Annotated in this window: 18 protein-coding genes; 4 read left to right on the top strand and 14 right to left on the bottom strand. The window is 62.4% G+C overall.

The window, feature by feature from the left end; all coding sequences use genetic code 11:
- Nucleotides 1-16: 16 nt before the first annotated feature.
- From AC07OV_RS18310 to AC07OV_RS18300, 3 genes are all read left to right on the top strand, one after another.
- The gene (locus tag AC07OV_RS18310) at nt 17-313 is read left to right on the top strand and encodes a DUF5629 family protein (protein ID WP_176995780.1); all 297 of its coding nucleotides are present in this window, start codon (nt 17-19) and stop codon (nt 311-313) included.
- A complete protein-coding gene (locus AC07OV_RS18305; RefSeq protein WP_495092719.1) occupies nt 300-1,475 on the top strand; it encodes a lactonase family protein in 1,176 nt (391 codons plus the stop codon). The genes AC07OV_RS18310 and AC07OV_RS18305 overlap by 14 nt, the downstream gene beginning before the upstream one ends.
- A 156-nt stretch (nt 1,476-1,631) precedes the next feature.
- A complete protein-coding gene (locus AC07OV_RS18300) occupies nt 1,632-1,811 on the top strand; it encodes a hypothetical protein (RefSeq protein ID WP_016980181.1) in 180 nt (59 codons plus the stop codon).
- Nucleotides 1,812-1,938: 127 nt separating this feature from the next.
- Here the strand turns inward: AC07OV_RS18300 and AC07OV_RS18295 are convergent, their stop codons facing one another.
- The 10 genes from AC07OV_RS18295 to AC07OV_RS18250 all read right to left on the bottom strand — a co-directional run bounded on the left by AC07OV_RS18295 (nt 1,939) and on the right by AC07OV_RS18250 (nt 15,015).
- Complete coding sequence (locus AC07OV_RS18295; protein ID WP_495092718.1) at nt 1,939-2,532, bottom strand: glutathione S-transferase; 594 nt, start codon at nt 2,530-2,532, stop codon at nt 1,939-1,941.
- The gene (locus AC07OV_RS18290) at nt 2,529-6,167 is read right to left on the bottom strand and encodes an AAA family ATPase (RefSeq protein WP_495092717.1); all 3,639 of its coding nucleotides are present in this window, start codon (nt 6,165-6,167) and stop codon (nt 2,529-2,531) included. The genes AC07OV_RS18295 and AC07OV_RS18290 overlap by 4 nt, the downstream gene beginning before the upstream one ends.
- Nucleotides 6,164-7,405 (bottom strand): exonuclease SbcCD subunit D C-terminal domain-containing protein, encoded by a 1,242-nt coding sequence (locus AC07OV_RS18285; protein ID WP_494998051.1) that lies wholly within the window; start codon nt 7,403-7,405, stop codon nt 6,164-6,166. Before AC07OV_RS18285 ends, AC07OV_RS18290 begins: the two co-directional genes overlap by 4 nt.
- 111 nt (nt 7,406-7,516) lie before the next feature.
- Nucleotides 7,517-9,157: a BatD family protein gene (locus tag AC07OV_RS18280; RefSeq protein WP_494998050.1), complete on the bottom strand. Its 1,641-nt coding sequence runs from the start codon at nt 9,155-9,157 to the stop codon at nt 7,517-7,519.
- Nucleotides 9,154-10,893, bottom strand: a complete 1,740-nt coding sequence (locus AC07OV_RS18275) for a tetratricopeptide repeat protein (RefSeq protein ID WP_495092716.1) — start codon at nt 10,891-10,893, stop codon at nt 9,154-9,156. The genes AC07OV_RS18280 and AC07OV_RS18275 overlap by 4 nt, the downstream gene beginning before the upstream one ends.
- A complete protein-coding gene (locus AC07OV_RS18270; protein WP_494998048.1) occupies nt 10,890-11,978 on the bottom strand; it encodes a vWA domain-containing protein in 1,089 nt (362 codons plus the stop codon). Before AC07OV_RS18270 ends, AC07OV_RS18275 begins: the two co-directional genes overlap by 4 nt.
- A complete protein-coding gene (locus tag AC07OV_RS18265) occupies nt 11,971-12,465 on the bottom strand; it encodes a DUF4381 domain-containing protein (RefSeq protein ID WP_176995788.1) in 495 nt (164 codons plus the stop codon). Before AC07OV_RS18265 ends, AC07OV_RS18270 begins: the two co-directional genes overlap by 8 nt.
- Nucleotides 12,462-13,394: a DUF58 domain-containing protein gene (locus AC07OV_RS18260; protein WP_049712996.1), complete on the bottom strand. Its 933-nt coding sequence runs from the start codon at nt 13,392-13,394 to the stop codon at nt 12,462-12,464. The genes AC07OV_RS18265 and AC07OV_RS18260 overlap by 4 nt, the downstream gene beginning before the upstream one ends.
- Before the next feature lie 5 nt (nt 13,395-13,399).
- The gene (locus AC07OV_RS18255; protein ID WP_123718598.1) at nt 13,400-14,359 is read right to left on the bottom strand and encodes an AAA family ATPase; all 960 of its coding nucleotides are present in this window, start codon (nt 14,357-14,359) and stop codon (nt 13,400-13,402) included.
- A gap of 302 nt (nt 14,360-14,661) precedes the next feature.
- Nucleotides 14,662-15,015, bottom strand: a complete 354-nt coding sequence (locus AC07OV_RS18250) for a hypothetical protein (protein ID WP_176995789.1) — start codon at nt 15,013-15,015, stop codon at nt 14,662-14,664.
- A 480-nt stretch (nt 15,016-15,495) separates the two neighbouring features.
- Between AC07OV_RS18250 and AC07OV_RS18245 the strand changes: the two genes are divergently transcribed.
- Nucleotides 15,496-20,355, top strand: a complete 4,860-nt coding sequence (locus tag AC07OV_RS18245) for an NAD-glutamate dehydrogenase (protein WP_494998046.1) — start codon at nt 15,496-15,498, stop codon at nt 20,353-20,355.
- Nucleotides 20,356-20,442: 87 nt separating this feature from the next.
- Here the strand turns inward: AC07OV_RS18245 and AC07OV_RS18240 are convergent, their stop codons facing one another.
- The 4 genes from AC07OV_RS18240 to AC07OV_RS18225 form a co-directional block, all read right to left on the bottom strand.
- A complete protein-coding gene (locus AC07OV_RS18240) occupies nt 20,443-21,471 on the bottom strand; it encodes a tetratricopeptide repeat protein (RefSeq protein WP_494998045.1) in 1,029 nt (342 codons plus the stop codon).
- A gap of 190 nt (nt 21,472-21,661) precedes the next feature.
- Complete coding sequence (locus tag AC07OV_RS18235) at nt 21,662-22,348, bottom strand: GntR family transcriptional regulator (RefSeq protein ID WP_176995792.1); 687 nt, start codon at nt 22,346-22,348, stop codon at nt 21,662-21,664.
- Nucleotides 22,349-22,364: 16 nt separating this feature from the next.
- Nucleotides 22,365-23,066 (bottom strand): FadR/GntR family transcriptional regulator, encoded by a 702-nt coding sequence (locus tag AC07OV_RS18230; RefSeq protein ID WP_176995793.1) that lies wholly within the window; start codon nt 23,064-23,066, stop codon nt 22,365-22,367.
- Nucleotides 23,067-23,252: 186 nt separating this feature from the next.
- Nucleotides 23,253-24,578, bottom strand: coding sequence for a C4-dicarboxylate transporter DctA (locus AC07OV_RS18225; RefSeq protein WP_495092740.1), 1,326 nt, complete (start codon nt 24,576-24,578; stop codon nt 23,253-23,255).
- Nucleotides 24,579-24,761: the final 183 nt, after the last annotated feature.

Raw genomic sequence — 24,761 nt, 5'->3', positions numbered from 1 at the left:
GCAGTGACTTCACATCATGACCGACGCAACACCAGACCTGAGCAAAGCCCTCAACGACAGCGACATGCTGATCATCAACGGGCTGCACGCCTTCGACTTCACGTTTGACCAGCATCTGCTGATCGAAAGCATGGATGGCCGGGAACTCAAGCGTTGGAAGTTCAGTCCAGAACAACTGAATGCCGCCACCTTTGACGACAGCTTGCAGAGCTGGCTTTTGAACAACGAAGACGGTGAACACCGTCTAGTCTGTTTGAGCGCGATCAAGGGCGACAATAACAACGACGAGGACGAAGCGGATGATGATGCGTAAATTCTGGCCCCTGCTGATGGCGGGCAGTGTCGGTGCCATGTCGGTGCAAGCCGCCCCGGCGGATACCTACGAATTGCTGGTAGGCAGCTACACCGCCGGTACCAGCGAAGGGATCTACCGCCTGCAATTCGACAGCCGTACCGGACAGTTCAGCGGCAAGCCGGTGCTGGCGGCCAAGGCGGCCAACCCGTCGTGGCTGACGATCTCCAAAGACCAGAAGCACCTGTATGTGGTCAACGAGAACGGCCCGGGCCAGAAAGACCCGGTGGGACGTGTCAGCAGCTACAGCATCGACCCGCAGAACCATCAGCTCACCCTGATCAACCAGGTGCAGAGCCTGGGCAATGAGCCCACGCACTCCAGCGTAGCCGCCGATGGCCGCTACCTGTTCGTCGCCAACTATTCGGTACTGGAAGACCCGGGCGGCAGCCTGGCGATCCTGCCGCTGGACGCCAATGGCAAGCTGTCGGCGCCGGTGCAGTTGAGCGGGCACCCGGCCAGCCGCGTGAACCCTGAGCGCCAGGCGTCCAACCATGTGCATTCGGTGGTGTCTTCGCCAGACGGCAAGTACGTGTTTGTGCAGGACCTGGGTGCAGACAAGGTGTTTGCCTACCGTTACGACCCCAAGGCCAACCCTGAACTGCCGCTGACCCCGGCCAATCCGGCGTCGGTGCAACTGCCTCCGGGCGGTGGCCCTCGGCACCTGTTGTTCAGCGCCGACGGCAAGCATGCCTGGCTGACCACCGAGATGAGCGCGCAAGTCGCAGTGTTCGATTACACCGACGGCAAGCTCAGCCAGACCCAACTGGTGGACTTCGCCGCTGGCCAACCAGTGTCCGACAAGGCCGGCGCCGCGTTGCATGCGTCCAGTGACGGCAAGTTCCTCTACGTGAGCAACCGTGGCACCGCCAACCAGATGCTGGTGTTCAGCATCGATCCGGCCACCGCGCACCTCAAGGAGCTGCAGCGCCGCTCCGTGGAAGGCGACCACCCGCGCGAATTCAGCCTGGACCCGAGCGGCAAGTTTTTGCTGATCGCCAACCAGAAAAGTAACGAAATCGTGGTGGTCGAGCGCGATCCCAAGACCGGTCTGCTCGGCAAAACCGTGCAAAAACTGGCCATCGATGCGCCCAGCGACCTCAAGTTCCTGGTGCGTCAGTAAGCCGCAGGCCCCGTATTGCGGGGCCTGACCCTTTCTATTAATTCCATTAATAGCGGCTACTGTTTCAAAGCATTTCTAAGGTTCAACCCTCGGGCGTAAGTTTGGTTCCAAGGCCTTCACCGGCCACTCAACCAGACGAACACAAGGGTTACCGACATGAATTTGAATCTCTTCTCGATCATCGCCGCTTCCGCCGTTTCCGCCACTGTTGCCCTGCCTGCCGCCGCCAGTGTGGAAGTCTCCGGCAAAAAATCCAGCACCAGCGCCTACACCCAGAAATACCTGCAACAGAGCGCCAACTTCTACGCTGCCCTGGATCACAAGACCCAGCAGTGAGCTGTAGAAGCCTGCTGAGGGCGATGGTGTTCTTTGGGGCGCTATCGCCGGCAAGCCGACTCCTACAATTTTGGCGACGCCGCTTGATGTAGGAGCCCGCTTGCGGGCGATGCAGGCGGCGCGGTGTTCAGGGCTTAGCCATTACCGAAATGAACAACGCGGAATCCAGAAACCGCTCAAGCCAAACCTGTAACCGCTTATACGAAGTTCCGGCAAACCACACTCGATCCACATGGGCATACTGACGCACGAAGGGCGCCAGTGCAGCATCCGCCAGGGTCAGGTGGTTGGCCACCAGGTAATCCCGCTCAGCCAGCAAGCCCTCCAGCTTCTGCAAAAACACCTCGCCCCCGGCCCGATAATGTTCCATCGGCTGCTCGGGGTAGCGCTCGGCGTACTTGTATCGATTCAAGTAATACTTGAAGTCCTGGTCGTTTTCGGCGATCAACGCCAATATCGCCGGGTCGCCTTGCAACAACCAGTTATCCGGGTCGTTCTGGGCCAAGGCCCACTGCATGATCTCCAAGCTTTCTTCGATCACTCGCCCGTCAACGCTCAACACCGGCACCGTGCCCTTGGGCGACAACGCCAGCATCTCGGCGGGCTTGGCCTTGAGGCTCACCTCGACAATACGCACTGGCACGCCCGAGTAACGCAACGCCAGCCGCGCGCGCATCGCATAGGGGCAGCGCCGGAACGAATACAGCAGCGCCTCGCTCACTTGACCTCCAGGGTGCTCAAGCCATTGCCTTGGCGCTTGACCTGGATCTGCACCGGGATGCGCTCGTGCATTTCCTGCACGTGGGAAATCACGGCCACCTTGCGGCCCTGGGCCTGCAAGCCGTCCAGCGCGTCCATCGCCAGTTGCAGTGATTCCGGATCCAGGCTGCCGAAGCCTTCATCGATAAACAGCGACTCGATCTTCAACGTGCTCGACGCCATCGACGCCAGGCCCAGAGCCAGCGCCAGGGACACCAGGAAGGTTTCACCGCCGGACAACGAGTGCACCGAGCGCAGTTCATCGCCCATCTCCGTGTCCATCACCAACAAACCGAGCATGCTGCCGCCGCGCTTGAGGCGGTAGCGCCGAACCAGCTGGCGCAGTTGTACGTTGGCGTGGTGCACCAGCAGGTCGAGGTTGTAGGCCTGGGCAATCTTGCGGAACGTGTCGCCGGTAGCAGAGCCGATCAACGCGTTCAGGCGTGCCCAGCGCTGCCACTCGTCGTAGGCCTGGGTGATCTGCTCGGCGAAGGCTTGGTTGGCATCCTGGCGGCGCTGGTCTTCGGATTGGCGCGCGCGCAATTCGGCGCAGTGTTTTTCGCTGTCGGCCAACTGCTGGTTGAGGGTGGCCAGGGCGCTGTCCAATGCCTCGGCGTCGAGGTTGCCATTGTGCTGGGCCTGATGCTGAGCCAGCAGATGCTCGCGTTCTTGCAGCAAGACCTTGGCCTGCTCGACGGCTTTTTCGCTGTGTTGCAGTTGCTGGCGCAACTGGCTCACCTGGGTGTCGTCGTAGGCCAGCAAGCGGTCCAGGCCGGCGTCGTCGAGTTCCGGGTGCAGGGCACGCCACTCGCCGAGGCGGCTGGCGAGGGTCTGTTGTTCGGCTTGCAATGCCTGCTCGCGCTCCTGCTGGGCCTTGAGGTCGGCCGCCAGTTGGATCAGTGCGTTGTGGAACTCTTGCAGCTGTTTACTGGCATCGGTTTCGCTTTGCCGTGAGCCCGTGACAGCCTGATCCAGCTGGTGTTGCCACTGTTCGGCACTGGCGTGCTCGCCGAGCAACGCGCCGAGCGTGGCCTGGGCTGCCTGTTGCTGGGCCGCCAGGTCGCTGACCTGTTGAACTAGCACATCGAGTTGTTGCTGGCGATGCTGTTGGTGGGTCTGTTCTTTCTCGATGGCCTGCTGGCGCTCTTGCCGCTCAGCCAGCTCATCGCGTTGATGGCCCAGCTGTTCAAGGCGCTGGCTGACCTGCTGGTCCAGCTGCATGAAGGTGGCGGCCGGCTCGGTGCGCAAGCCTTCCAGGGTGTGCGCAGGCAGCAGGTTGGCGAAGGCGTTCAGTTCCTCGTCGAGGCGTTCGCGGTCGTTGGCCAACTCGCGTTGCTGGTCCACCAGCAATTGGCGCGCCTGTTGGCTGGCTTCCTGGGCGGCTTGCACTTGTTGCTGCAGGCGCCCGGCGTTTTGTTGCAGGTTGAGCAGGGCACCTTGGCGTTGTTCGTCCTGGGTGATGCTCTGGGTCAGTTGGCCCAGTTGCTGGTCCAGCCAGGCGCTGCGCTTGGCCGCGTCCTGGTCGAACAAGGCCGCGGACAACGGGTGCGCGTCCAGGCTTGGCTTGAGGGCTTGCTGTTGCGTCGCCAGCTGTTCCTGTTGTTGCAGGTATTCCTTTTGCTGGGCGATCAGGCCGCCCACTTCACCGCGCAGCTCGGTGAGTTTTTCCTTGAGGGTGTCGACGGCTTTCTGTGCCGAGGCCTCTTCGTTTTCGTCATGCCGATCCAGGCTTTGGAGCAGGGCTTCGGGCTGGTGATACGGGTGTTCGTGGCTGCCGCACACCGGGCACGGCTGGTCGTCCTGCAACTGCTCGCGCAATTCTTCGACACTGGCGCTGCGCGCCAGGCGCTGGCGTTCCAGCAGCTGTTTGGTCACGCTCAGCGTTTGTTCGGCAACGGTCAATTCGGCTTTGGTTTGCAGGCCGGTCTGGTTCAGTTGCTCGCGCTGCTGTTGGGCATCGGTGAGTTTTTGCGTCAGCGTGGCGGCGTGCTGGTCAAGCTGTTGCTGGCTGTCCCACAAACGCGTCAGGTCTTCGAAGGCGCGCTGCTGTTTGCGATTGTCCTGCAGCAGGCTGGCGAGCAATTGGATCTGCTCGGCCACCGCATGGGGTTCAGCGCCGGCTTCCTGGTACAGCAGGTCCAGGGCTTTGCGTTGCCCGGTGAACTGCTCGGCGGCGCGGGTGGCGCGTTCTTCCAGTTGCGGCAGTTCGGCGTGGCCTTTGTTCAGGCGGTTGCCGATCAACATCAGCTGTTGCAGGCGGTCGCGGTACGCGGTCCAGGCGTCGCTCAGGGGGGCGAGTTCGGCACTGCGCTCTAGCTCAGTCGCCAGGCGTTGCAGGCGTTCGGCGACCTGGTTCTGTGTGTCCAGCAGGCCGGTGAGTTGGGTCTGGCCTTCAGTGCAGGCGTGTTCCTGCTGCTGCTTGTCCTCGGTACGCTTGGCCAATTCGTGGGTCAAGCGGGTGAGGGTGCTTTGCGCTTCAAAGGCCTGGCGCAGCAAAGGCCCGGCATCGGTCTGCTGTTTCAGGGCGTCGGTCAAGGCGCTTTGCGCGTTCGCTTGCTGTTGCCGGGCCTGTTCCTGCTGGGTGTGCAGTTCGGCTTGTTGCTGGCTATGCGATTGAATCTGCGCGGCCAACGGCGTAAGCAGGCTGCCCAGTTCGGCCTGGCGCGCAAACTGATGACGTTGCGGCGCCAACTGCTCCAGGCGGTTCAGGTCTTCGCGTTGCTGGCCCTGGTTCTCCCATTCGGCTTGCGCGCGCTGCAGTTGTTCGGTGGCAGCCAGCTGGCGCTCCTGCCAATCGCGCAATTCCTTGAGCCAGGTGTGTTGAAGCTCAAGCTGTTTGAGCTGGGCTTGCTGGGTCTTGAGCTGCTGCTGCGCGGCGTCAAACTGCTGGTCCAGTTCAGCGCGTGCTTCGGGCGCCAGGGGAACCACGCCAACCGCCTGGTCCTGCAACTGCTTGTGTACGTCACGGGCCTCTTTAGCCTTGTCGAAGGCACGCCGGCCGAGCTGAGTGTAAAGGGCGGTGTCGGTGAGCTTCTCCAGCAGTTCGCTGCGCTCGTTGTCGTTGGCCTTGAGGAAGGCACTGAACTCGCTTTGCGCCAACAACACCGCACGGGTGAATTGCTCGAAATTCAGCCCCAGGGCCAATTCCAGCTGGGTCTTGTATTCGGTTTTCTGGCTGGCCAGCAGTTGTTCGCTGTCCAGGTCGATCAGGCTCTGGCGGCTGTTCTGCAACTTGCCGCTGGCCTTGTCACGGGCGCGGTTGGCTTCCCAGCGCGCACGGTAACGCTTGCCGCTGACGCCGACAAAATCCACCTCGGCATACCCGCCGCCGGTGCCGCGACGCAGCAACGTACGTGGGTCGCCGATGGAAATATCGCTGTCGGCATCCGGCATTTTCGCCTGGCCGGTATCGCCCAGACGCGGCACGGCGCCAAACAACGCCAGGCACAGGGCATCCAGCAAAGTACTTTTACCGGCACCGGTCGGCCCGGTAATGGCAAACAACCCGGCACTGGCCAGGGGCTCGGCGGTGAAATCGATCTCGAACGGGCCGGCGAGGGAGGCCAGGTTCTTCAGGCGGATGGCGAGGATCTTCATGGCTGTTCGCCCTCCTGTTGCACTTCCTGGAGCAGCACGGCGAAGTCCTTCAAGGTTTGTTCGTCCACTTCGCTGCCATAGCTGTCCTGCCAGGCACGGCTGAACAGTTCCTGGGGCGTGAGCTGGTCAAGTTCGACCAAGCGATCTTCGCCTTCCTCCTCACGGCTGCCTTTGCCGGCGTACTCAGCCGCGATGCGCACCAGGCGCACTGCCTTGCCTTGCAGGGCGGTTTCGATCTGCTGGCGCAGGTCGGGTTGCGGCTCGTCGAGGCGCACGCGCACTTCCAGCCAGGGGTGACGCTGGGTTTCGGCGAGCAGGTCGATGTCCGGCAACTCGGCAAGCTGCGCAAGAATATCCGCCAGGGGCGCGGCTTCCAGGCGTTGCAGGTCGACCGAGCGCGGGATCAGGATCGGTTCGACACCTACCAGGGCTTGGCCCTGGAACGTCACGTCGAGAATCTGATGCTTGTAGCCGATTTCGGAAAAAGACAGCGGGATTGGCGAGCCACTGTAGCGAATACGCTCTTCGCCGTTGACCTTTTGCGGCTTGTGCAAATGGCCGAGGGCAACGTACGCCACGCTTCTGTCGAACAGCTTGGCGGGCAGTGCCTCGGCATTACCGATGATCAGGCTGCGCTCGGAGTCTTCCGATACCGAACCACCGGCCATGTGCGCATGGCTGATGGCAATCAGTGCCTGGCCTTTCTTGCGCTTGGCGTTGGCGGCGGCGATCAGCCATTCATGCACCTGGCCGATACCCTGCAGGTAGTCGTCACCCAGGTGAGCGCCGGTGACTTCCGCCGGGCGCAAAAAGGGCAGCGCCAGGCACCAGGCGGCGATCTTGCCCTTGGCATCCGGCAGCGGGATCAGCAGGCGCTCGGCATCCAGCTGGCCGTCATCCAGCCACAACACACGGCCCAGCGCATGGGTGCGCAGGCGGCGCATCAGCGGCGCGGGCAGTTCAATACGGGAGCCGGAATCGTGGTTGCCGGCGATCATCACGATGGTCAGCTTGGGGTTCTGTTCGTGGGCGCTGATGATGAAGTCATACAGCCGCTCCTGGGCTTTGAGCGGCGGGTTGACCGTGTCGAAAATATCGCCGGCGATCAGCAACACATCCGGCAGCTGGGCCTTGAGCTGGCCCAGCAGCCACTCGAGAAAACAGGCGTGTTCGAAGTCGCGTTCCTGGCCGTGAAGATTTTGGCCCAGGTGCCAGTCGGAGGTGTGAAACAGACGCAAGGCGAACTCCGTGGAATAGATGAAAAGGAGGGGGAGTTTACCCGTAAAAGCACCGCAGCTGCTCACCCCCTGTAGGAGCCGGCAAGCCGGCTCCTACAGGGGGGCGGCGAATTATTTGGGGTACAGCGGCGGCAAGCTGGTGGTGTCGGTGGCCGGGTCTGCTTCGCGTTCGGCGATAGGGATGGCCTTTACCGCACGCCACAGCTCTTCGCCCAGCCAGTACTGGCCGCTTTCGCTGTACAGCGCGCCGTTCAACCCATCCAGCGCATCCGACAGCGGCACAAACCGCGCGGCCATGTCGGCCAGGGTTTCCGGTTGCTGGCGGGCCCAGGCATCCAGGGCTTGGCGTGTCGCCTGAGGGTCGTTGGCCTGGGTGGCGCGTTTGAGGTCGTCGAGCAGCGTGCGTGGGCTCGGGCCGGTCTGCGCGGCACGTTGCACGGCGGGTTGCCGACGCGCGCGCCACCACAGGCCGAAACCCAGCAGCGTGGTGCAGGCCAGGATCAACGTGCTCAGCTGCCATAGCCACAGGCGCTCATCGTCCGGCGCGGTGATCACGGTGGGCGTGGCGGGGGTGTCCACCACCAGGCTCGGGTTGGTGGCCACTTGCAGCGTGCGGGCGGGCAGGGTGGTGCGTTCGAGATGGTCTTCGTGGGTGTTCCACCACACCACCTCCACGGCCGGCAGTTCAACTGCACCCGCCCGGGTCGGCACCAGGGCTTCGCGGTCTTCGCGGCTGCCGATCAGACCACGGTCATTGTTCTGGTTGCCGAGCACCGGCTGGTCCGGGTAGCGGCGCAGGCCATTGATATCGCTGCTGGGCAGGGCCGGCAACTGCGCACTGGAAAGCCCCTCGGCCTTGACCGTGAGGCTGCGGGTCAGCGAGTCGCCGACCTGCACATGCTCAGGCTCCGGGTTCCAGCCTTCGGTGAGGTTCAAGCTGCGCGCCGGCAGCCAAGGCGCGTCGGCCGGGTACAGGGCGGGCTTGGGTTTGACCGTCAGCGCCAGTTCGGCAGAACTTACGTGGATCAGCTTGCCCGGCTTGGTGCCCTGCAGCGTGTTCTCCTGGGGTGGGCGCGACTCCACCAGCGTCGCGCTGAAGGTCTGCGCCGGTATCACCAGGGCCCCGCTGTGTTGCGGGTAGATCGCGTAGCGGGTTTCGATCACGCCGTGGCGGATGCTGTTGATGACTTTCTCGTAGGTGCGCGACTCACCCAACTGCTCGATGCGCGCATCGGGAATCTGCAGCGGCGTGAGGCTGCTGTCGTCATACAGCGACACCGAGTGGTACACGCGCACGGTCAGCAGCGCCTGGGCTTGTACGTACACCGCGCTCTGGTCGAGGTTGGCCTCGATGAACACCGGGGCCAGTTCGGCGGCGGTGTCCTGGCTGGTGGTCTCTACCACTTGCAGGGTGATGGGCTGGGTCTTGAGTTCACCGACTTGCAGCGGCGGGATCACCACGCTGCCGTTTTCCTTGGGCAGCAGGGTGATGATCCAGCGCGTGGTCGCGTGGTTGTCGCCGCCCAGGGTGGTGAGTTGGTTGATCTGGCGCGTGCCACTGACTTCAAACTGCGCGTCCAGGGGCGTCAGGTCAGGCTTGCCGAACTGGGTCACGTCGCTGGATTCCACCGTCAGTTCCACCGTTTCCCCGGAATTGAGGCGGCTGCGGTCGACGCTGGCAACCAGGTTCGCCGCCTGGGCGTGGCCTGCCGTTAACGCGAGCAGAAGCAGAAGGGTGGGACGGCGGATCATCGAGTCTTGTCCTGATGTTGTTGCTGTTCGTACCAGAATTTGCGGCGCAGCAGTTCGCCAGGATTGTCCGGGATCTCCCGCAGCCATTGTTCCAGGGCCTGGCGGTGTTCGCCGTCGATGCTGGCATCGGCAGGGCGCAGGGGCGGGGTGGTGGTTTGCTCGTCGCCCAACTCGCTGCCGGGTACTTCGTTACCGCCTGCTTGCGGCGTGGCGCCGGTCTGGGTATCGCCGGCCTGTGCCTCGTCCTGGCCCTGTGACGACTGTTCGGCGCCAGTGGCACTTTGCCCGGTTGCGCCCGGTTGCGCAGTTTGGCCGGGTTGCGTGGTTTCGTCATCCTCGTTTTTTGCAGGCTGGGGCGGCTCGGGTTGCGCCTGTTCCTGCAGCAGGGTTTCCACCAGTGCCTTGTTTTTCAGGGCCGGTTGCAGGTCGGGTTGGGCTTCCAGGGCTTGCTCGTAAGCATCGATGGCGGCCTCCAGTTCACCGGCCTTGGCCAGGGCATTACCCCGATTGTAGTGGGAATAGGCGTCGTTGCCCTCGGCAAAGCGTTTGATCGCCTCGGCGTAGTTGCCCGCTTCGTACAGCGCCACGCCCTGCCACTGCGGGTCCTGGAAGTGCTCGGCCGCTTCGGCGGGGCGCTTTTGCTTGAGCAGGTACTGGCCTTGCTGGTCCGGGCGCAGCCACAGGTCTTGCAGCTCAAAGGCATAGCTGGGTTGCGGTGCGCCGAGCAGCAGCAACGGCAGGCAGAACAACCAGCCACGGCGCCCGGCGCAGGCGGCCAGCAGCAACAGTGGCAGCAGCAACCAATAGCCTTGGTCGGCCCAGGTGTCCAGGTGCAACAACTGGCCGTCATTGCGCAGGCTTTGCGGGCCGTCGAGCATCCCGAGCTGGCGCAGGTCTTTGTCGTCCAGGCGCGCGGCTCGGTAGCGGCCGCCCATTTCGCTGGCGAATGCCTTGAGGGTCGGGCTGTCGAGGCGCGGCACCAGGATCGCGCCTTGTTCGTCCTTAAGGAACTCGCCGCTTTCCTGGGTGACGGGCGTGCCTTCGCGGCTGCCGATACCGAGGATCGACAGGCTTGGCGACTGGTTGCTTTGCAGCAGCAGGCGAATGCCCTGGCGCTCCTGTTTGGACAGTGATGAACCGACCAGCAACAGACGCCCCTGGCCGAGGCCACCTTGTTTGAGCAGGCCCAAAGCCTTTTCAACCGCCAGGTCGGCGCGATGGCCTGGCTGCGGCATGATCGAGGGGCGCAGGGCTTCGAGCAGGTTGCGGCTGGTGGCCAGGTCGTCCGACAGCGGCACCAGCGTGTGGGCACTGCCGGCGTACACGACAATCGCGGTGGGGGCGTTGTCCCGCGCCTGCAGCAAGTCATACAGCTTGCGCCGTGCTTGTTCCAGGCGGTTGGGCGGGCTGTCGGTGGCGAGCATTTCCGGGGTCAGTTCCAGCAACACCACCAACGGATCGGAAGGTTTCTGGCTGGATTGCTCCACCCGTTGCCAACTCGGCCCGAGCAGCGCCAGTACGGCCAGCAACCAGGCGATGCCCAGCACCACCCACGGCGATTTGCTTTCGCGGCCGTTGCCACCACTGAGCAATACCGCGTGAAAGGCTGGTGGCAGGATCATCTGCCAGCGCCCGGCACGTTTCTGCCGGTGCCACAGTTGCCACAGCAACCAGCCGAGCAAGGGCAGCAGCAACAGCCACCAGGGACGGAACAGGTGCGGCCACAGGTCGATCATCGACGCCTCCGCAAGCGCAGGCGTTTGAGGCGTTGGCGCCATTCCGGGTGCTGTTGCAGAAAATGGCCCTTGCTCGAGAGTTTGTTGAACAGCCGTTGCAACGCGTTGTTCGGCCAGCGCTCCTGGATCACCAGCAGCATGCTCAGCACCAACGCCAGCGCCAGTGGTGCGCTGTACAGCGCCTGGGCCGGGCGGGCCTGGGTGGGTTGCTGGGCGACGGGTTCGAGCTTGTCGAGGGTTTCCTTGATCTGTTGCAGTTCTTCGCCGTCACGGGCACGGAAGTAATGCCCGCCCGTGGCCTCGGCAATGGCCTTCAAGGCGGGTTCGTCGAGGTCCAGGCTCGGGTTCACACCGAGGATGCCCAATGAGCCGGTTTGCTCGGGGTCGGCGCCGATGCCGATCGGGTAGATTTTCACGCCTTCTTCAGCGGCCAGGCGGGCGGCGGTCAGCGGGTCGATCTGCCCGGCATTGTTGGCGCCGTCGGTGACCAGGATCAGCACGCGGCTCTGCGCCGGGCGTTGGCGCAGGCGCTTCAGGGCCAGGCCGATAGCATCGCCGATGGCGGTGTTCTTGCCGGCGATGCCGATGCGCGCTTCGTCCAGCCAGGCGCGCACGGTGCGGCGGTCGAAGGTCAACGGGGCTTGCAGGTAAGCCTGGCTGCCAAACAGGATCAGGCCTACGCGGTCACCTTCGCGCTCTTCGAGGAAGTCTCCCAGCAAGTGCTTGACCAGCGACAGGCGGCTCACATCGTCGTCCTGCCAGTGCATGTCGGGGAAGTCCATGGAGCCGGACACGTCCACCGCCACCAGCAAATCGCGGCCACTGGCGGCAATCGGCAGCGGTTCACCGAGCCATTCCGGGCGCGCGGCGGCGGTCAACAGCAGCAGCCACAGCACCACAAACGGCGCCTGTTGGCGCCAGCCCGGCAGGTTCACGCGGGCGCGGCGGCGGGCCAGGCCTTCAAGGTCGCTGAGGTAGCTGACTTTCAGCGCCGGTTCGCCGCTGTCGGCCACCGGCAGCACGAGCCGCATCAACCACGGCAAGGGCAACAGGGCGAATATCCACGGCCAGGCGAACTCAAACATGTTTGCGAATCCAGGTGTCGACCGCCTGGGTGAGGCCGGCGATGGCCTTGTCGTCCAGCTTGCATTCGGGTTTGTAGGCGCCTTCCACCAGCACCATCCAGCGCGTCAGGCCCGCCGCCGGGCAGCGGTTGTCGAGGAAGGCCAGCCATTTGCGCCCGTTGAGGGTATGGCTCTGGCTGTAAGGGTAGTCATTGCGACACAAGCGCTTGAGCAGGCCGTTGAGTTGCTGCAGCCAGGCGCCGGCAGGGGCGCCGTCGTAGGGCTTGGGCATCAGTGCCAGTTCGGCGAGGGCGGCGATGCGCAACGGGTCCAGGGGCTGTTCGGCGCGGGCCACCGGGCGCCGGGACGGCAGGAAGCGGCGCAGCGACCACGCACCCCAGCCCAACAGCGGGATCAACAGCAGCAACAGCCACCAGCCCGGCGCAGGCGGCCAGAAGCCGATGGCGGGCGGCGCGATCAGCGGTTGCAGTTGGTCGAGGCTGCTCATTGCTTTTTAACCGGACGTTGCGGGTTGAGGTATTCGCGCAGTTGCTCGACCATTTCGCTCTGGGTGCTCAAGGGCATCAGCAGGATCCGCAGTTTCTGCGCGAGCAGTTCCCAGCGGGCAATGCGTGCTTCGGCCTGGGCCTTGTAGGCCTGGCGCAAATCGAAGTTCAGCGTGTCCAGTTCCAGCTGTGCGCCTCTTTCTGCGAAACGCAGCAGCCCGGCAGCGGGGAGGGCGTGGTCCAGCGGGTCGGAGATGGGCAGCAGCAACAGGTCGCAGTGCCGTGACAAAAGACTCAGCTGTTGCTCGGCACCCTCGGTGAGAGCGCGTTCATCACAGATCACAATCACCAGGCTGCCCGGGCGCAGCACTTCGCGGCCACGGCGCAGGGCCATGCCCAGCGCATCGGCTTCGGGACGGCTCTCGGTGTTCAAACTCTGGTTGACACGCACCAGGCGGTTGAGCAGTTGCAGCAGGCTTTGCTTGCTGCGCCGGGGTTTGATTTCGTAGTGCTCGCTGTCGCCGAACACCAGCCCGCCGACGCGGTCGTTGTGCCCCAGGGCTGCCCAGCCGATCAGGCTGGCGGCCTGCGCGGCAAGCACTGATTTGAACATCTGACCGGAGCCGAAAAACAGCCGGCAGCTTTGTTCCACCATGATGAAGATCGGTCGTTCGCGTTCTTCGTGGAACAGTTTGGTGTGCGGCTCCTGGGTGCGTGCGGTGACGCGCCAGTCGATGGTGCGCACGTCGTCCCCGGCCTGGTAGACCCGCACCTGGTCAAAGTCGACACCGCGCCCGCGCAGCTTGGAGTGGTGCAGACCGATCAACGGGCTGCGCTGGCTCGGGGTGGAAAACAGCTGTACTTCGCGCACGCGATGGCGCATCTCGATCAATTCGCTGAGGGTGACGCGGATACCATCGCTTGCGTTCATGGGGTTCAAGCGACGGCAACGACGTCGAGAATGCGTTGCACCACACGGTCCTGGTCAACACCGGCCGCTTCGGCCTCGAACGACAGAATGATGCGGTGACGCAGCACGTCGAACAACACCGCCTGGATGTCTTCCGGGCTGACAAAATCGCGACCGGCCAGCCACGCATGGGCGCGGGCGCAGCGGTCGAGGGCGATGGAGCCCCGGGGGCTGGCACCGTAGGCGATCCACTCGGCCATTTCCGGGTCGAACTTGGCTGGCGTGCGCGTGGCCATCACCAGTTGCACCAGGTATTCCTCCACCGCGTCGGCCATGTACAGGCCAAGGATTTCCTTGCGGGCGGCGAAGATGGCTTGCTGGCTGACGCGGCGCTCGGGCTTGGTTTCACCGTTGAGGGCTTCGCCACGGGCCTGTTGCAGGATGCGCCGCTCGACGGCGGCGTCCGGGAAGCCGATTTTCACGTGCATCAGGAAACGGTCGAGCTGAGCTTCGGGCAGCGGGTAGGTGCCTTCCTGCTCGATCGGGTTTTGCGTGGCCATCACCAGGAACAGCGGTGACAGGTCGTAAGTGCTGCGCCCGACGCTGACCTGGCGCTCTGCCATGGCTTCGAGCAGCGCCGATTGCACCTTGGCCGGGGCGCGGTTGATTTCGTCCGCCAGCACCAGGTTGTGGAAGATCGGCCCTTGCTGGAACACGAAGCTGCCGGTTTCCGGGCGATAGATCTCGGTGCCGGTGATGTCGGCGGGCAACAGGTCGGGGGTGAACTGGATACGATGGAACTGCGCTTCAATGCCTTCGGCCAGCTCTTTGATGGCCTTGGTCTTGGCCAGGCCCGGGGCGCCTTCGACGAGCATGTGGCCGTCGGCGAGCAGGGCGATCAGCAGGCGATCGATGAGTTTTTCCTGGCCGAGAATCTGCGTAGAAAGAAAGGTTCGCAGCGCAAGCAGCGCTTCACGATGTTCCATCGATGACGGTTCCTGGAGAGATGAGCCCGGGTGTCGATCAAAAACACCGGGCTTGGGAGGCTTACTTTAATGCATCGAAGGGGGTGGCGACTAACGGCGCGCGGAGTATTTTTAGGAAAACTTGTAGGAATATTGTGTGGGCGCCCGCAATTGTTGTAGTGAGCGGGCTTGCCCCGCGCCAGCAGCGCCGCGATCCAAAACCCCTCACCCCGATCTCCCTGAAACACCCCCGACGCCCCAATCGGGGTGGCTTCGCCACCCGGCGCGGGGCAAGCCCGCTCACTACAGGCAATGGGGCCGCGTCAGGTGCGAATGTAGGTGCCGGTGCCCTTGAGGATGTTTTGCAGGGTTTCTTCCACTTCGGCCAGGTCCGAGGCAGCGGTGGCGTGGGTGATCTCCAACTGGTCCTTGCCGCCCAGTGCGTCGGCATCGCCGGCTGCCAGTTCTACCAGCAGGGTCGTGGCGCTCAGGGTGATCTTCAGCCCGTCCAGGGTCGACGGCTCGTAGTCCCAGGTCAGCTCCACTTCCTCTTCGTCCGGGTAACGGCTCAGCATGAACATCTCGCCGTTCTTGCCATGGCAGCAGAGCATGGCCATGTTGTCTTCTTCGTCGTCGCACGGGGTGGCCATCAGGGCGTCGGTTTTCAGTTGCAGCATGGGCAATCCTGTCTGGGATAAGGCGTAATAGGGGCAATTGTGCCACTGGCGCGAATTTTGTGCTGCATCCTGTGTCAGACCTTTGGCATGACCTTAAGGTAGCTATCAGTCATTTTCGGTACTCGTGGCCGTGAAAGACACCCGTTTTTTCACCGCAAAGTCAGGGTTGCAAGAGTCGCAACTCCAAGCCTGCGTACCGATGTCCGAATATGTCGCAGCGTCGCAAGCAGCTGTCTTCCTACACTCGTTAAGCTGCGCAATGGATGTGCACGTGCCTGGCGCCTGACCTGCCCGTCGTACCGTCACCCGGAAAGGTGTGCATCTTATGGAAGTTGTATGTGACCTCATTGTCTTGTCCAGCTTCACCCACCTGTCACTCCGATTCGCTATGGTTAACCTGCGAACAGAGCTGACGGTCTCCCCGCAAGGGGATAACACGCGACGCTTCCATCAATAACAAGCCCAAGCGGAGTACCACAGATGGCGTTCTTCACCGCAGCCAGCAAGGCCGACTTCCAGCATCAACTGCAAGCGGCACTGGCGCAGCACATCAGTGAACAGGCACTGCCACAAGTGGCGCTGTTCGCTGAACAATTCTTCGGCATCATTTCCCTCGACGAACTGACCCAACGTCGCCTTTCCGACCTGGCCGGTTGCACCCTCTCTGCGTGGCGCCTGCTTGAGCGCTTTGATCACACCCAACCGCAAGTGCGGGTCTACAACCCCGATTACGAACGTCATGGCTGGCAGTCGACCCACACCGCGGTCGAAGTGCTGCACCATGACCTGCCATTTTTGGTGGACTCGGTACGCACCGAGCTGAACCGCCGTGGCTACAGCATCCACACCCTGCAAACCACCGTGCTCAGCGTGCGCCGTGGCGCCAAGGGCGAGTTGCTGGAAATCCTGCCAAAAGGCACCCAGGGCGAAGGCATCCAGCAAGAATCGCTGATGTACCTGGAGATCGACCGCTGCGCCAACGCCGCCGAACTGAACGTGCTGAGCAAAGAGCTGGAGCAGGTACTGGGCGAAGTGCGCGTGGCCGTGGCCGATTTCGAACCGATGAAAGCCAAGGTCCAGGACCTGCTGGCCGGTATCGACGCCAGCCAGTTCGCCATCGACGGCGAAGAAAAAGCCGAGATCAAGAGCTTCCTGGAATGGCTGGTGGGCAACCACTTCACCTTCCTCGGCTATGAAGAGTTTGTGGTACGTGACGAGGCGGATGGCGGTCATATCGAATATGACGCCGGTTCGTTCCTCGGCCTGACCAAGTTGCTGCGTGCCGGCCTCACCGCCGAAGACACCCGCATCGAAGACTACGCCGTGGCCTACCTGCGTGAACCGACCGTGCTGTCGTTCGCCAAGGCTGCACACCCAAGCCGCGTACACCGCCCGGCGTATCCGGACTACGTGTCGATCCGTGAGATCAGCGCCGACGGCAAGGTCATCAAGGAACACCGTTTCATGGGCCTGTACACCTCCTCGGTGTATGGCGAAAGCGTGCGAGTGATCCCGTACATCCGTCGCAAGGTCGCGGAAATCGAGCGTCGCTCGGGCTTCCAGGCCAAGGCTCACCTGGGCAAGGAACTGGCGCAGGTGGTTGAAGTACTGCCACGTGACGACCTGTTCCAGACCCCGGTCGACGAGCTGTTCAGCACCGTGATGTCCATCGTGCAGATCCAGGAGCGCAACAAGATCCGCGTGTTCCTGCGCAAAGACCCGTACGGTCGTTTCTGCTACTGCCTGGCCTACGTGCCGCGTGACATCTACTCCACCGAAGTGCGCCAGAAGATCCAGCAAGTGCTGATGGATCGCCTGAAAGCCTCGGACTGCGAGTTCTGGACCTTCTTCTCCGAGTCCGTGCTGGCCCGTGTGCAACTGATTCTGCGGGTCGACCCGAAGAACCGCCTGGACATCGACCCGCTGCAACTGGAAAAAGAAGTGGTGCAGGCTTGCCGCAGCTGGCAGGACGACTACTCCAGCCTGGTGGTGGAAAGCTTCGGCGAAGCCCAGGGCACCAACGTGCTGGCCGACTTCCCGAAAGGCTTCCCAGCGGGCTACCGCGAGCGTTTCGCCGCGCATTCGGCCGTGGTCGACATGCAGCACCTCAACAGCCTGACCGAAGCCAACCCGCTGGTGATGAGCTTCTACCAGCCGCTGGGCCAGGTCTCCGGCCAGCGTGAGCTGCATTGCAAGCTCTACCACGCCGACACCCCGCTGGCGCTGTCCGACGTGCTGCCGATCCTGGAAAACCTCGGCCTGCGTGTGCTGGGCGAGTTCCCGTATCGCCTGCGTCACGCCAATGGCCGTGAGTTCTGGATCCATGACTTCGCGTTCATCGCCGCCGAAGGCGTGAACCTGGATATCCAGCAGCTCAACGACACCCTGCAGGACGCGTTCGTGCACATCGTGCATGGCGACGCCGAGAACGATGCGTTCAACCGCCTGGTACTCACCGCTGGCCTGCCGTGGCGCGACGTGGCCCTGCTGCGTGCCTACGCCCGTTACCTCAAGCAGATCCGCCTGGGCTTCGACCTGGGTTACATCGCCAGCACCTTGAACAACCACACCGACATCGCCCGCGAGTTGACCCGGTTGTTCAAGACCCGTTTCTACCTGGCGCGCAAGCTCACCAGCGAAGACCTGGAAGACAAGCAGCAGCGCCTGGAGCAAGCGATCCTCACCGCCCTGGACGATGTTCAGGTGCTCAACGAAGACCGCATCCTGCGTCGCTACCTGGACCTGATCAAGGCCACCCTGCGTACCAACTTCTACCAGACCGACGCCAACGGCCAGAACAAGTCGTACTTCAGCTTCAAGTTCGACCCGCGTGCCATTCCCGAGCTGCCAAAACCAGTGCCGAAGTTTGAAATCTTCGTGTACTCGCCGCGCGTTGAAGGTGTGCACCTGCGTTTCGGCAACGTGGCCCGTGGCGGCCTGCGCTGGTCCGACCGTGAAGAAGACTTCCGTACCGAAGTGCTCGGCCTGGTAAAAGCTCAGCAAGTGAAGAACTCGGTCATCGTGCCAGTGGGTGCGAAGGGCGGCTTCCTGCCGCGTCGCCTGCCACTGGGCGGCAGCCGGGATGAGATCGCGGCCGAGGGCATCGCCTGCTACCGCATCTTCATCTCTGGCCTGTTGGACATCACCGACAACCTGAAAGACGGCGCCCTGGTGCCACCGGCCAACGTCGTGCGCCATGACGACGATGACCCGTACCTGGTCGTCGCGGCGGACAAGGGCACCGCGACCTTCTCCGACATCGCCAACGGCATTGCCATCGACTACGGCTTCTGGCTGGGCGATGCATTCGCGTCCGGTGGTTCGGCCGGTTACGACCACAAGAAAATGGGCATCACCGCCAAGGGCGCGTGGGTCGGCGTGCAGCGTCACTTCCGTGAGCGCGGCATCAACGTGCAGGAAGACAGCATCACCGTGGTGGGCGTCGGCGACATGGCCGGTGACGTGTTCGGTAACGGCCTGTTGATGTCCGACAAGCTGCAACTGGTCGCGGCCTTCAACCACCTGCACATCTTCATCGACCCGAACCCGAACCCGGCCACCAGCTTCGTCGAGCGCCAGCGCATGTTCGAGCTGCCGCGTTCGGCCTGGACCGACTACGACACCAGCATCATGTCCGAAGGCGGCGGTATCTTCTCGCGCAGCGCGAAGAGCATTGCCATCTCGCCACAGATGAAAGAGCGCTTCGACATCTCGGCCGACAAGCTGACCCCGACCGAACTGCTGAACGCCTTGCTCAAGGCGCCGGTAGACCTGTTGTGGAACGGCGGCATCGGCACTTACGTCAAGGCCAGCAGCGAAAGCCACGCCGATGTGGGCGACAAGGCCAACGACGCCCTGCGCGTCAACGGCAACGAGCTGCGCTGCAAGGTGGTGGGCGAGGGCGGTAACCTCGGCATGACCCAATTGGGTCGTGTGGAATTCGGCCTCAATGGCGGCGGTTCCAACACCGACTTCATCGACAACGCCGGTGGCGTGGACTGCTCCGACCACGAAGTGAACATCAAGATCCTGCTCAACGAAGTGGTGCAGGCCGGCGACATGACCGACAAGCAACGCAACCAGTTGCTGGCGAGCATGACCGACGAAGTCGGCAGCCTGGTGTTGGGCAACAACTACAAGCAGACCCAGGCCCTGTCCCTGGCCGCGCGCCGTGCCTACGAACGTGCCGCCGAATACAAGCGCCTGATGAGCGATCTGGAAGGCCGTGGCAAGCTGGACCGCGCCATCGAGTACCTGCCGACCGAGGAGCAGCTCACCGAGCGCGCCGCGACCGGCAAGGGCCTGACCCGTCCGGAACTGTCGGTGCTGATCTCGTACAGCAAGATCGACCTCAAGGAAGCCCTGCTCAAGTCGCTGGTGCCGGATGACGACTACCTGACCCGTGACATGGAGACCGCGTTCCCACCGAGCCTGGTCGCCAAGTTCGGCGAGGCCATGCGTCGTCACCGTCTGAAGCGCGAGATCGTCAGCACCCAGATCGCTAACGACCTGGTCAACCACATGGGCATCACTTTCGTTCAACGACTCAAAGAGTCGACCGGCATGAGCCCGGCGAACGTGGCGGGCGCCTATGTGATCGTGCGTGACATCTTCCACCTCCCGCACTGGTTCCGTCAGATCGAAGCCCTGGACCACCAGGTTTCCGCTGACGTGCAACTGGAGCTGATGGACGAGCTGATGCGCCTGGGCCGTCGTGCTACGCGCTGGTTCCTGCGCAGCCGTCGCAACGAGCAGGACGCTGGTCGTGACACCGCGCACTTCGGTCCGCACCTGGCGGCGTTGGGCCTCAAGCTTGACGAACTGCTGGAGGGCCCGACCCGCGAAGGCTGGCAGAACCGCTACGGCAAGTACACCGAAGCCGGTGTGCCTGAGCTGTTGGCGCGCATGGTTGCAGGTACGACTCACCTGTACACCTTGTTGCCGATCATCGAAGCCGCGGACGTGACCGGGCATGACGCCGCCGAAGTGGCCAAGGCCTACTTCGCCGTCGGCAGCGCCCTGGACTTGCCATGGTACCTGCAGCAGATCAGCGATCTGCCAGTGGCCAACAACTGGCAGGCCCAGGCCCGCGAAGCCTTCCGCGACGACGTGGACTGGCAGCAACGGGCGATCACTATCTCTGTTCTGCAAATGGCCGACGCGCCACAAGACATGGAAGCCCGCGTGGCCCTGTGGCTTGAGCAGCACAAAGACATGGCCGATCGTTGGGTGGCGATGATGGTTGAAATTCGTGCTGCGGTTGGCACGGACTACGCCATGTACGCGGTGGCTAACCGTGAGTTGCTGGACCTGGCGTTGAGCGGTCAGTCAGTGCTTTAAAGCCTGGCTCTGCGTTAAAAAATCCCCGCATTCAACGATGCGGGGATTTTTTATGGGCGGCCTATCCGTCGAAGCGACGCACTGTGATCAGTACGGCGCCCCTACGATGATCAGACGCTCCATTGACTTGAATAGCGATGGGATGATTCTTTTCAGGTCGTGATCAATGCGTTCGGCGCCTGCAAACTGCGTTGGGTTCATTTGATGCCGGATTGCGTCGAGGTCTTGTGCCAGTACTTCAGCCTCTGCGTCACTAGCCAGTTTAGGCATGACGAAATTCAGAGTGGCATAAGCACGAGCGAGATCCTTTTCAAGCCCGTACGTACGTGCGGCTGTCGCGTGCCTTCGCGGAAAGTTAGATGTTCCTTTGCCACTGCGTGGCAGGTGCGCCAACGCATACCCATACTCCAGGAGTGCGTCGATCTGACCCAACTGCGCTAGCTGGATCAGCCTATCTTGCTTCTCTTTGACGTCAGCAGTGGAATCGGAGGGGAACACTCGGTCAGCCAATGCAAGCATATCGTTGCCATCTGCCGCTTTTTGCAAAAGCTCTTCAATGAGCGCGCTACGTTCTACGCTATTGGGAACCAGTTCCGGCGTCTTGCGGTAGGCTACGGCGAGCAGGAATTGGGCGTGGTGGTGGTTCTTGGCTACGGCCATGCTCAACCATTTCACGTTATCAGTGAGTTTGAAAAGAAGCACCATGGCTTCAGCGTCGCCAGCAAGTGCTGCGGGCGTCAGCAGTTCATTCGCTTTTTTCAGGGAGGCAGCGTCGCCCAGCCTCATCAGTGCCGGGACATGGTTTTGAGCGGCTGCCAACCAGAGCCATTTTCGCGTTGCTTCAGACGCTCTGCGAAAACCGCCATCGCGACGGCTCACACAGGTTGCCAGTGCGTACTGCGCCTCTGCGTTACCCTGTGCTGCTGCGACCGTCAGTGGGAGTTCGGCTTGCGCGTAATTCTCAAGAGAAAACAACTCAAACCCTGTTTTGGTGGCCGTGGTGTTCAGGTGGTCGAGTGCTGCTTGGGTGGCGGCGGCGGTCTGTGTGTTCTCTTCACTGTCCAGTTTTGTGAGCAGTGCGAACAGCGCTGGCAGTGTTTGAGTATCCATGTTCATGTTTTTACCTGTCATTGAGCACTTGAGTTGTGCCAGAACAGGTTACGGTCGCGGTTAGAGCCATAGTCGGTACATAACTAGGGTGAGCGGCACCAGGCGCCGGTTTGTTATTGCGCCCGGTGCAGGTCGCACCCAACGTGCGGGTTGGTCACGCGGCCGTTTTAGGTGGCGCTGCAGGTGACAGCCGCCGTCAGTTGAGCTTGAGTAGCCGGGTTTCCAAATGATCCAGGTGCTCCGTCATCAAGGCCACGGCGGCCGTCACATCTCGCTGTTCCACGGCGTCGACAATGGCCATATGGTCCTGCCATGCGCAGTAGGTGCAGGCGTGCGCTTCGTACTGGGCGATGATCAGCGAGGTTAGCGGTACCAGGCTGTTGAGAAACTGCGCAAGGGGGGCATTGCGTGCCATCGCCGCCAATTGCAGGTGAAATTCGCCGGACAAACGAATCGCCGGGCCACGCTGGTCGCGCTCTATACACTCGCGCTCACGGGTGATCAGCTCGCGCAGCTGGCGCACCTGGGTCGGTGTGGCGTGCACGCAAGCCAATTGCACCACGGTAATTTCGGTCAGGCGTCGGGCTTCGAGGATCTGCCGCGTTTGCTGGGCATCTGGAGCGGCCACTTGGGCGCGCTGGTTGGGGCGCAGGATGATCACTTGCTGATGGGAAAGCTTGGCCAACACGCGGCGAATCACGCTGCGACTCACTCCGAAGATTTCGCCCAGGCCTTCTTCTGTAAAACGGCTGGCTGGCGCAATACGTTGCTCGAGAATGGCGTCGAACAGGCGTGGGTAGATGTCGTCCACCGAAGGTTTTTTACCCGCGACCAGGCGCAGGGTCGGGAGAGTAGGTTCGTAGTGCAAGGCGTGAGCGGTCATGGCCAGTCTCCTAAAGTCAGCTGCCCAGGTGGTCGTCCGGGATGTTCAAGCGAATGCCCATGCGCAGGCCTTCTTGGAGGATGTGCCGACGCATCTCGGCGCTGGCCAGGGCGCTGTTCTTGTTACGAATGGCGCGCACCACGGCTTCGTTTTCCTGCAAGCGTTCCGCCAGATGTTCAGGGGAGTTACGCAGCACTTGGGCGCTTTGCTTGAGCGCGTTGCTGGTCTGTTGCACCACGTTCTGGAAGATCGGGTTGGAGGTGAGAGCGAACAGTTCTTCGTGAAAGCCGATATAGGCATTCATGCCGGCTTCGGCGTCTTCGGCGTCAAGGGCTTCGCGCATGTCCATGAGGGTAAGGCGCAGTTGGCCGACTTCCTTGCTGCTGATGGACTGGGCCACCAGGCCGACGATGAAGGGCTCGAGGGTGTAGCGCAGTTGCAGGATGTCTTCGAGGCTCGCGTCGGCGACGGCATCGCTCGATTGCGGCTCGTTGACGCTGGTTTCCAGCACCACCACGCCTTTGCCCGGCATGGAGCGCACCAGGCCGAGGGTTTCCAGCACGATCACGGCTTCGCGCAGGCTCGGACGGCTGATGCCCATCTGTTCGGCCAGTTCGCGCTGGCCGGGCAGCATTTCACCCCGGCGCCACTGGCCACGCGCCAAGGCGGCGCGCAGTTTTTCTACCACTGAATTGACGACGGTTGAGGTGCTGATCACGTCTACCTCTCCTTGATGTTGCGAATACGATTGTCAAATGGGCGACGGTCAAAATGTGGGAGCTGGCTTGCCTGCGATGACTGACTGTCAGCCAGCAGCTCCGTTGCTGACCCACCGCTATCGCAGCGATGCGGCGACCCGACAAGCCAGCTCCCACATTAGATTTATGCAGCGGTTGAGAGCGGGTCAGAACTCTTGGTGGGCCGGCAGTACCGGTTTCTTGGCCTGGAAGGCATAGCCTTGCTGGCCGTCGAGCACCTTGTTGGCCCGCTGGATATCGATGTCTTTTTCCCAGCGCGCGATAGCCACGGTCGCCACGCAGTTACCGATCAGGTTAGTCAGCGCACGGCCGATGCCCATGAACCAATCCACCGCCAGCACCAGCACCAGGCCCACCACTGGAATGGCCGGGATTGCCGTGAGCGTCGCCGCCAGAATTACCAGCGCCGAGCCGGGAATGCCGTGGGCCCCCTTGGAGGTGATCAGCGACACCAGCAGGATGGTCAGCAAATCGGTCATCGACAGCGGCGTGCCGGTGGCGTTGGCAATGAACACAATGGCCAGGGTCAGGTAGATGGAGAACCCGTCAAGGTTGAACGAGTAGCCCGTCGGAATCACCAGGCCCACGGTGGAACTGCCGATGCCCAGGTGCTCCAGTTTACGCATGATCTGTGGCAGCACCGCGTCGGAGGAGGCGGTGCCCATCACGATCAGCAGTTCTTCGCGCAGGTACTTGAGCAGCGGCAACATGCGCAGGCCTGACAGGCGCATCACCAGGCCCAGGATCAGCCCGACAAAGGCAAAGCAGGTCAGGTAGAACAGGCCTACCAGGCTGCCCAGGTGTTGCAGGGAATCCAGGCCGTAGGTGCTGGTGGTGAAAGCGATCGCACCGAACACGCCAATCGGCGCCAGGCGCACGATCATGCCCATGATGCGGAAGATGATGTGGCTCAGTTCGTTGATCAGGCGCGAAATGCCCGACGCTGCTTCGCCCACCAGGTTCAGCGCGCTGCCGAACAGCACCGAGAACAACAGCACTTGCAGCACGTTGTTGTCGGCGAAGGCGCCGATCACCGAATTGGGAATCAGGTCCATCAGGAACTGGCTGGTGCCGCGGATGTGCTGGCCCTTGTCGGCCAGTTCATTGAGGCCGGCGGACGACAGCTGCTCCAGGTGGATATTGGCGCCTTGGCCGATACCGGTGCTGAAGGCCATCACCAGGCCGATCACCAGGGCGACGGTGGTGAGCACTTCAAAGTAGATCACCGACTTGAGGCCGATGCGCCCGACCTTTTTCAAGTCGCCCGCGCCGGAAATACCGCTGACCACCACGCAGAACACGATCAGGCCAATCAGCATTTTGATCAGCTTGATGAAGCCGTCACCCAGGGGTTTGAGTTGCGAGGAGAATTCGGGAAAGGCCAGGCCGCAGACTATGCCTAGCATCAGGCCAATCACGACTTGCAGGAAAATCGAACGCGAGCACCATCTGAGCATGGGAGGGATCTCTATTCGGTGCCCTGGTGGTTCCAGGGCTTAATTGTTGTGGTCATACCGGTAAGTCCAGTGCGGGGCCAGTCTACGCCGGGTTTTTTTGAAATCACAAGTAAATATTCAGGGGTTGACCGGTCCCGGTCTGACCAGTTGGTCGGTGAGGGCGATGCTTGAGCGGTTGGCGGGCTCAAATTTTTTTCG

This window comes from Pseudomonas sp. GW821-FHT09A09 (assembly GCF_059418405.1).
This window is presented reverse-complemented; position numbering and strand designations above follow the sequence as displayed.